Origin of the sequence: Enterobacter sp. 168J2, assembly GCF_034107265.1 — a bacterium.
GTDB classification, from domain to species: Bacteria; Pseudomonadota; Gammaproteobacteria; order Enterobacterales; family Enterobacteriaceae; genus Enterobacter; species Enterobacter nematophilus.
The window spans coordinates 137,187-149,976 of the sequence record NZ_JAWNEB010000004.1 but is presented as its reverse complement, the minus strand read 5'-3'; the positions used below and the strand labels follow the sequence as shown (position 1 = coordinate 149,976).

The 12,790-nt window shown below is 57.0% G+C and carries 14 protein-coding genes; 6 read left to right on the top strand and 8 right to left on the bottom strand.

Features of this window, described 5'->3' with window-relative positions:
* Positions 1–55 precede the first annotated feature (55 nt).
* A complete protein-coding gene (ackA, locus tag USG84_RS13100; protein WP_061097538.1) occupies positions 56–1,258 on the top strand; it encodes an acetate kinase in 1,203 nt (400 codons plus the stop codon).
* Positions 1,259–1,333: 75 nt separating this feature from the next.
* Positions 1,334–3,475: a phosphate acetyltransferase gene (gene pta / locus USG84_RS13095; RefSeq protein ID WP_266178685.1), complete on the top strand. Its 2,142-nt coding sequence runs from the start codon at positions 1,334–1,336 to the stop codon at positions 3,473–3,475.
* Between the two features lie 73 nt (positions 3,476–3,548).
* On the opposite strand, the gene USG84_RS13090 is transcribed toward pta, so the two are convergent.
* The 5 genes from USG84_RS13090 to USG84_RS13070 form a co-directional block, all read right to left on the bottom strand.
* Entirely contained in the window at positions 3,549–4,502 is a 954-nt protein-coding gene (locus tag USG84_RS13090) for a transketolase family protein (protein WP_151413960.1), read from the bottom strand.
* The gene (locus USG84_RS13085) at positions 4,495–5,325 is read right to left on the bottom strand and encodes a transketolase (protein WP_253542853.1); all 831 of its coding nucleotides are present in this window, start codon (positions 5,323–5,325) and stop codon (positions 4,495–4,497) included. The genes USG84_RS13090 and USG84_RS13085 overlap by 8 nt, the downstream gene beginning before the upstream one ends.
* Positions 5,322–6,713 carry a PTS ascorbate transporter subunit IIC gene (locus tag USG84_RS13080; protein WP_151413959.1) on the bottom strand — a complete coding sequence of 464 codons (1,392 nt, stop codon included), beginning with the start codon at positions 6,711–6,713 and terminating at the stop codon, positions 5,322–5,324. Before USG84_RS13080 ends, USG84_RS13085 begins: the two co-directional genes overlap by 4 nt.
* A 21-nt stretch (positions 6,714–6,734) precedes the next feature.
* Positions 6,735–7,007 carry a PTS sugar transporter subunit IIB gene (locus USG84_RS13075; protein WP_041908914.1) on the bottom strand — a complete coding sequence of 91 codons (273 nt, stop codon included), beginning with the start codon at positions 7,005–7,007 and terminating at the stop codon, positions 6,735–6,737.
* 80 nt (positions 7,008–7,087) lie between these two features.
* Complete coding sequence (locus tag USG84_RS13070) at positions 7,088–7,531, bottom strand: PTS sugar transporter subunit IIA (RefSeq protein WP_151413958.1); 444 nt, start codon at positions 7,529–7,531, stop codon at positions 7,088–7,090.
* A 232-nt stretch (positions 7,532–7,763) separates the two neighbouring features.
* On the opposite strand from USG84_RS13070, the gene USG84_RS13065 reads away from it, so the two are divergent.
* Positions 7,764–8,783 (top strand): LacI family DNA-binding transcriptional regulator, encoded by a 1,020-nt coding sequence (locus USG84_RS13065; protein WP_028013946.1) that lies wholly within the window; start codon positions 7,764–7,766, stop codon positions 8,781–8,783.
* A gap of 3 nt (positions 8,784–8,786) precedes the next feature.
* Here USG84_RS13065 and yfcD read toward each other — a convergent pair whose 3' ends face one another.
* The 3 genes from yfcD to yfcF are packed head-to-tail and all read right to left on the bottom strand — an operon-like array spanning position 8,787 to position 10,661.
* Entirely contained in the window at positions 8,787–9,353 is a 567-nt protein-coding gene (gene yfcD / locus USG84_RS13060) for an NUDIX hydrolase YfcD (RefSeq protein WP_006811396.1), read from the bottom strand.
* A 55-nt stretch (positions 9,354–9,408) separates the two neighbouring features.
* A complete protein-coding gene (gene yfcE / locus USG84_RS13055; protein WP_151413957.1) occupies positions 9,409–9,960 on the bottom strand; it encodes a phosphodiesterase in 552 nt (183 codons plus the stop codon).
* A gap of 56 nt (positions 9,961–10,016) precedes the next feature.
* Complete coding sequence (gene yfcF / locus USG84_RS13050) at positions 10,017–10,661, bottom strand: glutathione transferase (protein ID WP_253542854.1); 645 nt, start codon at positions 10,659–10,661, stop codon at positions 10,017–10,019.
* Positions 10,662–10,800: 139 nt separating this feature from the next.
* Between yfcF and yfcG the strand changes: the two genes are divergently transcribed.
* The 3 genes from yfcG to USG84_RS13035 all read left to right on the top strand — a co-directional run bounded on the left by yfcG (position 10,801) and on the right by USG84_RS13035 (position 12,778).
* Positions 10,801–11,430 (top strand): GSH-dependent disulfide bond oxidoreductase, encoded by a 630-nt coding sequence (yfcG, locus tag USG84_RS13045; RefSeq protein WP_320738304.1) that lies wholly within the window; start codon positions 10,801–10,803, stop codon positions 11,428–11,430.
* A 75-nt stretch (positions 11,431–11,505) separates the two neighbouring features.
* A complete protein-coding gene (folX, locus tag USG84_RS13040) occupies positions 11,506–11,874 on the top strand; it encodes a dihydroneopterin triphosphate 2'-epimerase (RefSeq protein WP_320738303.1) in 369 nt (122 codons plus the stop codon).
* A 13-nt stretch (positions 11,875–11,887) separates the two neighbouring features.
* Positions 11,888–12,778, top strand: a complete 891-nt coding sequence (locus tag USG84_RS13035; protein ID WP_320738302.1) for a TIGR01777 family oxidoreductase — start codon at positions 11,888–11,890, stop codon at positions 12,776–12,778.
* Positions 12,779–12,790 lie beyond the last annotated feature (12 nt).

The following is a 12,790-nucleotide window of genomic DNA, read 5'->3' as shown; positions in this document are numbered from 1 at the left end:
ACGCTGTTAGACTCACTGACGTTTTTTTAGCCACGTATCAATAATAGGTACTTCCATGTCGAGTAAGTTAGTACTGGTTCTGAACTGCGGTAGCTCCTCACTGAAATTCGCCATCATCGATGCGCTCAACGGTGACGAGTACCTCTCTGGTTTGGCCGAATGTTTCCATCTGCCTGAAGCACGTATCAAGTGGAAGATGGACGGCAGCAAACAAGAAGCGGCTTTAGGTGCAGGCGCCGCTCACAGTGAAGCGCTGAACTTTATCGTTAACACTATTCTGGCACAAAAACCAGAACTGTCTGCTCAGCTGACTGCGATTGGTCACCGTATCGTCCACGGCGGCGAAAAATACACCAGCTCCGTTGTGATCGACGAATCAGTGATTCAGGGCATCAAAGACTCTGCATCCTTCGCACCGCTGCACAACCCGGCGCACCTGATCGGTATCGCTGAAGCGCTGAAGTCCTTCCCGAATCTGAAAGACAAAAACGTGGCCGTATTCGACACCGCGTTCCACCAGACCATGCCGGAAGAGTCTTACCTCTATGCCCTGCCGTACAGCCTGTACAAAGAGCACGGCGTACGTCGTTACGGCGCGCACGGCACCAGCCACTTCTATGTGACTCAGGAAGCCGCGAAAATCCTGAACAAACCTGTTGAAGAAGTGAACATCATCACCTGCCATCTGGGCAACGGTGGTTCTGTTTCTGCTATCCGCAACGGTAAATGTGTTGATACCTCCATGGGTCTGACCCCGCTGGAAGGTCTGGTGATGGGTACCCGTTCCGGTGACATCGATCCGGCGATCATCTTCCACCTGCACGACACCCTGGGCATGAGCGTTGACGACATCAACAAAATGCTGACTAAAGAGTCTGGCCTGCTGGGTCTGACCGAAGTCACCAGCGACTGCCGTTACGTTGAAGACAACTACGCAGAAAAAGCAGACGCTAAACGTGCAATGGACGTTTACTGCCACCGTCTGGCGAAGTACATCGGTTCTTACACTGCGCTGATGGACGGTCGTCTGGACGCGGTTATCTTCACCGGTGGCATCGGTGAGAACGCGGCAATGGTTCGTGAACTGTCCCTGGGCAAACTGGGCGTTCTGGGCTTCGACGTTGATCACGAGCGTAACCTGGCTGCTCGCTTCGGCAAGTCTGGTTTCATCAACAAAGAAGGCACCCGTCCTGCTATCGTTATCCCAACTAACGAAGAGCTGGTCATCGCGCAAGACGCGCACCGCCTGACTGCCTGATTCCACACCGCCAGCAATGCTGGCGGTGCTGTTTTGTAACCCGCCCAACGCGGCGGTAACGAAAGAGGATAAACCGTGTCCCGTACTATTATGCTGATCCCTACCGGAACCAGCGTCGGCCTGACCAGCGTCAGCCTTGGCGTGATCCGTGCTATGGAACGCAAAGGCGTTCGTCTGAGCGTCTTTAAGCCTATCGCCCAGCCACGTGCCGGTGGCGATGCGCCAGACCAGACCACCACCATCGTTCGTAAAAACTCCAATCTGCCAGCGGCTGAACCGCTGAAGATGAGCCACGTTGAGTCTCTGCTCTCCAGCAACCAGAAAGATGTGCTGATGGAAGAGATCATCGCTAACTACCACGCTAACGCGCAGGACGCGGAAGTGGTGCTGGTTGAAGGTCTGGTCCCAACCCGCAAACACCAGTTTGCCCAGTCTCTGAACTTTGAAATCGCGAAAACCCTGAACGCAGAGATCGTTTTCGTGATGTCTCAGGGCACTGATACCCCTGAGCAGCTGAACGAGCGCATCGAACTGACGCGCAGCAGCTTCGGCGGCGCGAAAAACACCAACATCACCGGCGTGATCGTCAACAAGCTGAACGCGCCTGTGGATGAGCAGGGCCGTACGCGTCCTGACCTGTCCGAAATCTTCGATGACTCTTCCAAAGCGAAAGTCATCAAAGTTGACCCGGCTAAGCTGCAGGAATCCAGCCCGCTGCCGGTACTCGGCGCGGTGCCATGGAGCTTCGATCTGATTGCCACCCGTGCAATCGATATGGCGCGTCACCTGAACGCTACCATCGTTAACGAAGGCGACATCAACACCCGCCGCGTGAAGTCCGTGACCTTCTGTGCGCGCAGCATTCCGCACATGCTGGAACACTTCCGCGCAGGCTCCCTGCTGGTCACCTCCGCAGACCGTCCTGACGTGCTGGTTGCAGCGTGCCTGGCGGCGATGAACGGCGTGGAAATTGGCGCCATCCTGCTGACCGGAGCCTACGAGATGGACCCACGCGTCAGCAAGCTGTGCGAACGCGCGTTCGCAACCGGCCTGCCGGTCTTCATGGTGAACACCAACACCTGGCAGACCTCCCTGAGCCTGCAGAGCTTCAACCTGGAAGTGCCGGTTGATGACCACGAGCGTATCGAGAAAGTTCAGGAATACGTTGCGGGCTACATCAACGCAGACTGGATCGAATCCCTGACTGCCACCTCCGAGCGCAGCCGTCGTCTGTCGCCACCGGCCTTCCGTTACCAGCTGACCGAGCTGGCGCGTAAAGCGGGCAAACGCGTTGTGCTGCCAGAAGGCGACGAACCACGTACCGTTAAAGCGGCGGCCATCTGTGCAGAGCGCGGCATCGCGACCTGCGTGCTGTTGGGTAACCCGGATGAGATCAACCGCGTAGCGGCGTCTCAGGGCGTTGAGCTGGGCACAGGTATCGAAATCGTTGACCCTGAAGTGGTTCGCGAAAGCTACGTTGCCCGTCTGGTTGAGCTGCGTAAGAACAAAGGCATGACCGAAGCCGTTGCGCGCGAGCAGCTGGAAGACAACGTGGTGCTGGGCACGCTGATGCTGGAGCAGGACGAAGTTGACGGTCTGGTTTCCGGTGCGGTTCACACCACCGCGAACACCATCCGCCCACCGCTGCAGCTGATCAAAACGGCACCGGGCAGCTCGCTGGTCTCCTCCGTGTTCTTCATGCTGCTGCCTGAACAGGTTTACGTTTACGGCGACTGCGCAATCAACCCGGATCCTACCGCAGAACAGCTGGCTGAGATCGCTATCCAGTCCGCAGACTCCGCGACCGCTTTCGGTATCGAGCCGCGCGTAGCGATGCTCTCCTACTCTACCGGCACCTCTGGTGCAGGTAGCGACGTAGAGAAAGTGCGTGAAGCGACACGTATTGCGCAGGAAAAACGTCCCGATCTGATGATCGACGGCCCGCTGCAGTACGACGCCGCGGTCATGGCTGACGTTGCGAAATCCAAAGCGCCGAACTCGCCGGTTGCAGGCCGTGCGACCGTGTTCATCTTCCCGGATCTGAACACCGGTAACACCACCTACAAAGCGGTACAGCGTTCAGCAGACCTGATCTCCATCGGGCCAATGCTGCAGGGTATGCGCAAACCTGTGAACGACCTGTCCCGCGGCGCGCTGGTTGACGATATCGTCTACACCATCGCACTAACGGCGATTCAGTCTTCGCAGCAGCAGTAATGTTAAAAAGCCCGGTGTCGCTAGCGCCACCGGGCAACAAAAAGGCGACCACTTAACCGGTCGCCTTTTTTATTTACAGCAGCTCTCTCGCCGCCGACACAATATCGTGCGCCGTCAGGCCATACTCCTTCTGCAGGAACTCCTGCGTCCCCACCTGGCCGTAACGCTCCTTCACGCCCACGCGACGCATCGGCACCGGGCAGGTCTCCACCAGCACTTCCGCCACCGCTGACCCGAGGCCGTTGTGAATGCTGTGGTTTTCGCAGGTGACGATGCGCCCGGTTTTCTCGGCGTAGTTTTTCACCAGCATTCTGTCGATAGGCTTCAGGGTAAACATGTCGATGACCGCCGCGCTGACCCCCTCCTGCTCAAGCTGGCGCGCCGCTTCCAGCGCTTCCGCCACCATGATGCCGTTGGCAATTAGCGTGATATCGCTTCCTTCGCGCAGCACGTTGCCTTTGCCAATGGTGAAGGTTGAGCCCGGTTCATACACGCTCGGTGCCTGTTTCCGAATGGTCCGCACCCAGTAGAAGCCTTCCAGATCGATAAGCTGGCGCAGCACGTCCTCGAACATCACCACGTCGGTGACTTCCAGCACTACCGAATGTGCCAGACCGCGCACGATGCCCATATCTTCGAACGACATGTGCGTCCCGCCGTTGTGGCAGGCCGTCACGCCCGCGTCTGAGGCAATCACCTTCACGTTGTTGCGCTGGTAGTCCAGGGACATAAACAGCTGGTCGAAGCAGCGGCGGCTTGCAAACGCGGTGAAGGTGTGCACGAACGGCTTACGGCCAGTGAGCGACAGCCCCGCCGCGGTGCCGATGACGTTGGCCTCCATAATGCCGCAGTTAATCACGTGCTGCGGATAATCGCGCGCCACGCCGTCCATCGCCATTGAGCTCATCAGGTCCGCTTCCAGGGCAATAATCTCACTGCCGGCCTCAATCTGCTTTGCCACAAAGCCCGCGTAGACCTTACGCATCTCAACGGCGTCTTTCTGTCCTGCCGGTGCAACCTTAATCATGTGAAGCCTCCAGTTGGCGAATCGTCTCGTTGAGGGCCGCTTTGCTCTCCGCGGTCAAACGCAGGTGGTGCGAGTTGCTGAGCTGTTCCAGGTACGGCACCCCCTGCCCTTTAACGCTGTCGAGGATCACCACCCGCGGACGCGCATCGGCCTCCGGTACCCTCGAGGTCACCTCCAGCAGCGCCGGAACGTCATCCCCCTTCACCGTCATCACATCAAAGCCAAAGGCGCGGAATTTCCCTTCCAGGTCGAACGCGCAGACGATCTCGTCCAGCTCGCCGTCGAGCTGCTGTTTGTTCCAGTCGACGAACACCGTCAGGTTATTCAGGCGATGGTGGGCAATAAACTGGAAGGCCTCCCAGCACTGTCCCTCGTTCAGCTCGCCGTCGCCGACGATGCAGAAGACCCGATTCGGTCGCCCTGCTAGCCTGTGCGACAGCGCCATGCCGCCAGCGATGGAAATTCCCTGCCCGAGCGAGCCGGTGGTGGCGTCCACGCCGCGCGTTTTCAGGCGGTCCGGGTGGCTAGGCAGACGCGTGCCGTTCTGGTTCAGGGTGCTCAGCTCCGCCATCGGGAAGTAGCCCTTAATCGCCAGGGTGCTGTAGAGCGCCGGCCCCGCATGGCCCTTTGAAAGCACAAAATAGTCGCGCTCTGGCCAGTCCGGATCCGCCGGGTCGATCTTCATCACCGCGCCGTACAGCACGGCCAGGGTTTCGACCACCGACATGCTGCCGCCGTAATGCCCAAAGCCCAGCTGCGTTAGCGATTTCAGCGTCTCAAGGCGGATCTGACGCGCCAGTTCAGTTATCTCGTTCTCATTCATGATTTGGCTCCGGTATTTTCCTGCGCGTTACCGCCGGCAGGTTTGTTTTTCGCGAAGAGGTTGTACGCCACCAGCAGCGCGAACAGCGCCACAACCAGCCCGGTGATGGCGAGCGGTGACAGGAAGCGCGCCAGGTTACCCAGCACAATCCCGACCGCGCCGAAGTCGGCATCCGAGAAGGTGGTGTTAGCAAAGCCAATCGCGCCCAGTACCGGCAGCAGCAGAACCGGCAGGAAGGTGATCAGCAGGCCGTTGGCGAAGGCGCCTATCATTGCCCCGCGGCGTCCGCCGGTGGCGTTACCGAACACGCCCGCCGTCGCACCGGTGAAGAAGTGCGGGACCACGCCCGGCAGGATCAGCACCCAGTTGAACTGGCCGCAGATGATTAACCCCACAATCCCACCCAGGAAGCTGAACAGGAAGCCAATCAGCACCGCGTTTGGCGCATACGGGTAGACCACCGGGCAGTCCAGCGCGGGACGCGCGTTCGGCACCAGCTTTTCCGAGAAGCCGGTAAAGGCCGGGACGATTTCCGCCAGAATCAGGCGCACGCCCTGCAGGATGATGAATACGCCCGCCGCGAAGGTGATCGCCATGATGATGGCGTATACCAGGTAGTTCTGGCCGCCGCTGAAGGTCGCCTCGACGTACTCGCGTCCGGCGCTCACCGCCATGATCAGGTAGATAATCATCATGGTCAGGGAGATGGAGATCGAAGAGTCGCGCAGGAAGCTCAGGTTCTTCGGCAGGTTCATCTCTTCGGTTGAGCGGGAGCCTTTGCCGACCTTGCTGCCAATCCAGCCGGACAGCACGTAGCCCAGCGTCCCGAAGTGGCCAAAAGCAATTTCATCGTTACCGGTAATGCGCTTCATGTAGCGCTGCGCAATGGCCGGGAAGAAGGCCATAATCAGGCCGAGGATCAGCGAGCCGGTAAATACCAGCCCCACCCCTTCAAAGCCCGCTACCGTCAGGATCACGCCAATCATGCACGCCATGTAGAAGGTGTGGTGCCCGGTCAGGAAGATGTACTTCAGGCGGGTAAAGCGAGCGACGACAATATTCGCGACCATGCCGAAGGCCATGATCAGCGCGGTCGAGGCACCGTATTTTTCCAGCGCAATTGACACAATCGCTTCATTGTTTGGAATAATGCCCTGGATATTAAAGGCGTGCTCAAACATGCCGCCTAGCGGGTTTAACGACCCCACCAGCACCGTGGCGCCACCGCCCAGTACAATAAAGCCGAGAATCGTTTTAATGGTGCCTTTTACGACATCAGAAAACGCTTTTTTCTGCGCGACCAGACCAATTAATGCAATTAACCCCACCAGTATCGAAGGGACTTTTAAAATATCGACAACGAAATTCAGCGTTTCAAGGATAAACATATCCACCTCGCCTTATCAGGGTTATTGTCTGTCGAACCAGGCGCGCAGCTGCGCTTCAAGTTCGTTGATATCAATGATGTTGTTGATCACCACCAGCTGGCTTTCCGGCACGCTGGCGCTGGCCGCAATGTCTTTCGCCATCACGAACAGGTCCGCCGCGCCCGGCGTGGCGGAGGAGAGATCGGAGTGTTCAACTTCGGCCTCGATGTCCAGCTTTTTAAGCACTTTTTTAATGTTCATTTCGACCATAAAACTGCTGCCCAAGCCAGAACCGCAAATAGCCATGATTTTCATTGTTGTCCCCTTATTTTGAGTAGAGCACGCCCCATCACGCTGGCGCGTAATGTTGTGAATAATCGGATTAAAGAATTAAATCAGAAGCGGTCAATAATGGTTTTAATGTCCTCCAGGGTATTCGCCTGATGTAATTTTTCCATCTCCTCGTCGCTGGAAAATAATTCAGCGAGCGCGGATATCATTTCGATATGGCTATGTTTATCCGGTGCCACAAGCATAATAATCAGATCGACAGGGTCAAACTCTCCGGCACCAAACGAGACGCCCTGTTTTAGTTTTAGTAATGACAAGCCCAGTCCTTTGGCGCCTTCCTCCGGCCGCGCATGCGGCATGGCTAGCCCTGGTGCCAGCACATAATAGGGTCCTAACGTGTGGTGCTGCTGGATGATTGCCGTCACGTATTCCGGTGCAATAACCTGCAGATCCAGCAGCGGTTTCGCGCATATCTCCAGCGCCTGTGGCCAGCTTTCAACGCTATCCTGCAGCGTGATGGTTGTATCATATATCCACTTTTTGAGCATTTTCCCTCCCGCCAAACGCTAAAGATGGGCAAACTTTATTCAACCCATCAATCATTGACTGCGATCGCGATCACAAAGATAGCGCTACCAATTACTAACATGCAGAAGTGTGATAGCGCTATCAAATTATCATCATCGTGTGAAATCACAGCAAAAAAAGGGATTTAAGGCGTATACTGCCTGTCATCTGAAATGAAGGAAAAAAGAACGCGTCTGGTCAGCAGGAAGGTGTATGTCTTTAACCCGAAAACGGCGCAGTACCGGAAAAGTCACGCTCGCTGATGTCGCACAGCTTGCCGGAGTCGGCACGATGACCGTCTCCCGTGCGCTCCGCACGCCTGAACAGGTTTCCGATAAACTGCGTGAAAAAATTGAAGCTGCGGTGCAGGAGCTGGGCTATATGCCCAATCTCGCCGCCAGCGCACTGGCATCCGCGTCGTCATGGACGATAGCGATGGTTGTTCCCAACCTTTCCGAAGCCGGTTGTTCAGAGATGTTTGCCGGCCTGCAGCAGGTGCTGCAGCCCGCCGGATACCAGATCATGCTGGCTGAGTCCCAGCATCGGCTTGAGCAGGAAGAGAAGCTGCTCGAAACGCTGCTGGCGTCGAATATCGCCGCCGCGATTTTGCTCAGCGTCGAGCACACCGACACCGTTCGCCACTGGCTGAAAAACGCCTCGATTCCGGTGATGGAGATGGGTGCCATGCGCGCCGATCCGATCGATATGAATATAGGGATCGATAACGTGGCGGCCATGTACGAGCTAACGGAAATGGTGATCAGGCGCGGCTACCAGAATATCGGCCTGCTGTGTGCTAACCAGGAGCAGTGGATTTTCCAGCAGCATTTGCAGGGCTGGTACAAGGCGATGCTGCGCCATCATCTGTCGCCGAACCGGGTGATTAACGCGGCGATGCCGCCGAGCTTCTCGACCGGCGCGGCACAGCTGCCAGAGTTCCTGCTGGCGTGGCCGGAGCTGGATGCGCTGGTGTGCGTATCAGACGAGCTGGCCTGCGGCGCGCTGTATGAATGTCAGCGTCGACGCATTAAAGTGCCGGACGATTTGGCAGTGGTGGGCTTTGGCGATAGCGACGTAAGCCGCGTTTGCCAGCCGCCGCTGACGACGATGGCGGTACCGCATCGTAAGATTGGGATTGAGGCAGGAAAAGCGCTACTGGAACGTCTGAATGACGGAGACTGGCGCGACCAAAAAACCATCGCGTCCAGCCTGTGCCTGCGGGAAAGCTGTTAAGGCTTACTCAGCCTCTTCCTCTTTTTCCGCTTTGTTTTCCGGCTTAGCGGATTCGTTTTTGGCGTTGCGGGTCATCCACAGCGCCAGCGCTTTTAACGAATCCGGCGTGAACTCGTCGCAGCGGGCGGTAATCTCTTCCGGCGTCATCCAGCAGACTTCGCTCACTTCCTCTTCCTGCAGGGCGAAAGGCCCGTGGGACACGCAGCTAAACAGTCCACCCCAGACGCGGCAATGTTCGTCTTCGAAATAGAACTGCCCGTGCTCGGCAAACGGCACTCCGGCGATACCTAACTCTTCTTCCGCTTCACGACGCGCGGAATCCAGCAGCACTTCATCGGCCTGCACGACGCCGCCCGCGGTGGCATCCAGCATGCCTGGAAGAAAATCTTTGGTGTCCGTGCGGCGCTGGACCAGAATCTTGCCCATGCCATCATGCACAACGATGTACGTTGCACGGTGACGCAGGCGCTCTGCACGCATTTGTTCGCGGCTCGCCTGCGCGATCACTTCATTTTCTTCGCTGACAATGTCAACCCATTCAGTACTTGCCAAATGATTCTGCTCCACCATCGGGAAACCTTCTCGTCTAAGCGCTCTTTCGGCGCGTTTGCAGTTGTGGTGTAACTTACGGATTAATCGCTACCTGCGCAATAACTTGCTGATCATTAAGTGCGATAACGCTCAGGGTATTTCCATCCAGCAGGCCATAGCTCGCAGGATATCCGCCTTTCGGGATGCTGACCGACCCCGGGTTAAAGTGATAGATCTCACCGCGTTTTTCAGCAACCGGAATATGAGTATGACCGTAAACCAGGACATCGCCAGCCGCGAGCGCAGGGAGATTGTCCGGGCTAAAAAGATGCCCATGCGTCAGGAACAGCCGGCTATTTTCCAGCAGCACCTGTTGCCACGGCGCGGTAATGGGAAAATGGAGCAGCATCTGATCCACTTCGCTGTCGCAGTTGCCGCGAACGGCGATAATGCGCGAGGCAAACGGGTTAAGCTTGTCCGCCACCTGCGCCGGGGCATAGCCTTCCGGCAGCGCATTGCGCGGACCATGATTTAATACATCCCCCAGAATCACCAGCCATTGCGCCCCGCTTTGCGAAAACAGAGAAAGCACTTGCTCGGTCGCGGGCAGCGATCCATGGATATCCGACGCAAACATCAGTTTCATCAGTCACTCCTCGGGAAAACAGACTGCCCCTATCATACCTGAAGCGTCAGGGCTTATCAGCCCGCGCGCTTAGCGGAGAGTGCCACATAGCGCTGTACGGAGGCCCGCTGCCACTGGAACGCCGCATAATCCACCAGCAGTTGAGGCACCTCATCGCCGTTGAGGATCAAACGGTTCAGCATCAGCGCCAGATCGGTATCGGCAATGCACCACTCGCCAAACAGGTTCGGATTACCGTGGGCAAGCAGCGAGGTGGCGGTTTCAATCAGCTTTTGCGCGCTGTCGACGCCTTCTGCGCTGAGCGCGGGCTTTTTCACACCGGCAAACACGACATCCGTGGATCGCTCGACGCGAATCGGCACCAGGTCGCTGCGCAGCCACGCCTGGATCTGCCGCGCGCGGGCGCGTTTTTGCAGATCGTGAGGATAGATGCGCTCCCACTCCGGCGGCGCAAAGCGGTCTTCCAGATATTCATCGATCGCCGACGATTCGCTCAGCGCAAAGCCATCGATTTCCAGCGCCGGCACGCGTCGCGTCAGGTCGTAACCCTGCCACTGGGGTTTGAGGTGTTCACCACCGTCGAGATCGACGGTCTTCAGCGTAAAAGAGAGCCCCTTTTCGGCCAGCGCAACGTAAACGCTCATAACATAGGGAGAGAAGAAATTCGCATCGGACCACAACGTAATTACGGGCTGGTTCATAACATCCTCATCGGCTGATCGGTTTTTACTCAACATATAATCTCTTTGCGTCGCTGTCACTTGATGAAAACTCACGATTTACAACCACCACCTATACTCATTTGTCATGGCACCACTATTCGACTGACAGGAGTTGAGAATGATTGACCTTTATTACGCCCCTACCCCAAACGGCCATAAGATCACCCTCTTTCTCGAAGAAGCCGAACTGGATTACAGAATCATCCGCGTGGATATCAGCAAAGGCGAACAGTTCAACCCTGTGTTTTTGGCTATCTCGCCGAACAATAAAATTCCGGCCATTATTGATAGCCAGCCAGCGGACGGAGGCAGGCCGTTGAGCCTGTTTGAATCCGGTGAAATTTTGCTTTATCTGGCGGAGAAAACCGGCAAGCTGCTGAGCGGTGAACTGCGCGAGCGTCACCACACTCTGCAGTGGCTTTTCTGGCAGTCAAGCGGCTTTGGGCCGATGCTGGGGCATAACCACCACTTCACCGCCTTCGCGCCGCAGACCATTCCTTATGCCATCGAGCGATATCAGGTTGAAACCCAGCGTCTTTACGGCGTTCTGAACCAGCGGCTGGAGAAAACGCCGTGGCTCGGGGGCGACCATTACAGCATCGCCGATATCGCCTGCTGGCCGTGGGTGAATACGCACGAAAAACACCGGATTGACTTAGCCTCTTACCCGGCGGTGAACAACTGGTTTGAGCGTATCCGGACCCGCCCGGCCACCGAACGCGCCATGCAAAAAATCCAGCAAATTTAACCCTGTAGGAGGCTGGGTGCCTGCGAGGCTCTCATGTATTATGGGCGGGAAATACTGACACGGAGAAGACCTGCAATGTCACAGCCCGACGCTATTATTCGTATAAAAAATTTACGCTTGCGCACGTTCATTGGTATCAAAGAGGAAGAGATTGCCAACCGTCAGGATATTGTCATAAACGTGGTGATCCACTACCCGGCAGACATAGCGCGGGCCAGCGAAGACATCAATGACGCGCTGAACTACCGCACGATAACCAAAAACATCATTCAGTACGTAGAAAATAACCGCTTCTCTCTGCTGGAGAAATTAACTCAGGATGTGCTCGATATCGCACGCGATCATCACTGGGTCACTTATGCTGAAGTAGAGATCGATAAACTTCACGCCCTGCGCTATGCCGACTCCGTCTCCATGACGTTAAGCTGGCGACGCCAGGCGTAAACCTGGAGGTTGTATGAAGATTCTGCTGACTGGCGGTACAGGCCTGATTGGGCGCCATCTCATTGCGCGTTTGCAGGCGCTGCATCACGACATTACCGTAGTGACCCGCAGCCCGGAGAAAGCGCGTCAGGTGCTGGGAGCGGGTGTCGATATCTGGAAAGGGCTGGCCGATCGGCAGAATCTGGACGGCTTCGACGCCGTCATCAACCTTGCGGGCGAACCCATCGCCGACAAGCGCTGGACCGAAGAGCAGAAACAGCGGCTGTGCAGCAGCCGCTGGAATATTACCGAGAAGCTGGTTGAACTGATTCGCAACAGCCAGACCCCGCCGTCGGTGCTGATTTCAGGCTCTGCGACGGGGTACTACGGCGATCTCGGTGAAGTGGTGGTGACCGAGGAAGAGCCGCCGCACAACGAGTTTACCCATAAACTTTGCGCCCAGTGGGAGCGCATCGCCTGCGCGGCGCAAAGCGATAACACCCGCGTCTGCCTGCTGCGTACCGGCGTGGTGCTTGCGCCGAAAGGCGGCATTCTGGGTAAAATGCTTCCGCCCTTCAGGCTTGGGCTCGGCGGGCCGATCGGCAACGGGCGTCAGTATCTGGCCTGGATCCATATCGACGATATGGTGGACGGCATCATCTGGCTGCTGGATAACGATCTGCGCGGGCCGTTTAACATGGTTGCGCCGTATCCGGTGCGTAATGAACAGTTTGCCCACGCGCTGGGTCATGCCCTGCATCGCCCGGCGATTTTACGCGTGCCTGCGACGGCGATTCGCCTGTTGATGGGCGAAGCGTCCGTGCTGGTGCTGGGCGGACAGCGCGCGCTGCCAAAACGGCTGGAAGCGGCCGGGTTTGCGTTTCGCTGGTATGATTTAGAAGAGGCGCTGGGGGATGTGGTATAAAATAAATCCCCC

Bases quoted from the DNA above. Each gene is read 5' to 3' on its own strand.
- ackA (WP_061097538.1), top strand. From the start codon at position 56: ATGTCGAGTAAGTTAGTACTGGTTCTGAACTGCGGTAGCTCCTCACTG.
- USG84_RS13090 (WP_151413960.1), bottom strand. From the start codon at position 4,502: ATGATTAAGGTTGCACCGGCAGGACAGAAAGACGCCGTTGAGATGCGT.
- USG84_RS13085 (WP_253542853.1), bottom strand. From the start codon at position 5,325: ATGAATGAGAACGAGATAACTGAACTGGCGCGTCAGATCCGCCTTGAG.
- USG84_RS13080 (WP_151413959.1), bottom strand. From the start codon at position 6,713: ATGTTTATCCTTGAAACGCTGAATTTCGTTGTCGATATTTTAAAAGTC.
- USG84_RS13075 (WP_041908914.1), bottom strand. From the start codon at position 7,007: ATGAAAATCATGGCTATTTGCGGTTCTGGCTTGGGCAGCAGTTTTATG.
- USG84_RS13070 (WP_151413958.1), bottom strand. From the start codon at position 7,531: ATGCTCAAAAAGTGGATATATGATACAACCATCACGCTGCAGGATAGC.
- USG84_RS13065 (WP_028013946.1), top strand. From the start codon at position 7,764: ATGTCTTTAACCCGAAAACGGCGCAGTACCGGAAAAGTCACGCTCGCT.
- yfcD (WP_006811396.1), bottom strand. From the start codon at position 9,353: ATGGTGGAGCAGAATCATTTGGCAAGTACTGAATGGGTTGACATTGTC.
- yfcE (WP_151413957.1), bottom strand. From the start codon at position 9,960: ATGAAACTGATGTTTGCGTCGGATATCCATGGATCGCTGCCCGCGACC.
- yfcF (WP_253542854.1), bottom strand. From the start codon at position 10,661: ATGAACCAGCCCGTAATTACGTTGTGGTCCGATGCGAATTTCTTCTCT.
- yfcG (WP_320738304.1), top strand. From the start codon at position 10,801: ATGATTGACCTTTATTACGCCCCTACCCCAAACGGCCATAAGATCACC.
- folX (WP_320738303.1), top strand. From the start codon at position 11,506: ATGTCACAGCCCGACGCTATTATTCGTATAAAAAATTTACGCTTGCGC.
- USG84_RS13035 (WP_320738302.1), top strand. From the start codon at position 11,888: ATGAAGATTCTGCTGACTGGCGGTACAGGCCTGATTGGGCGCCATCTC.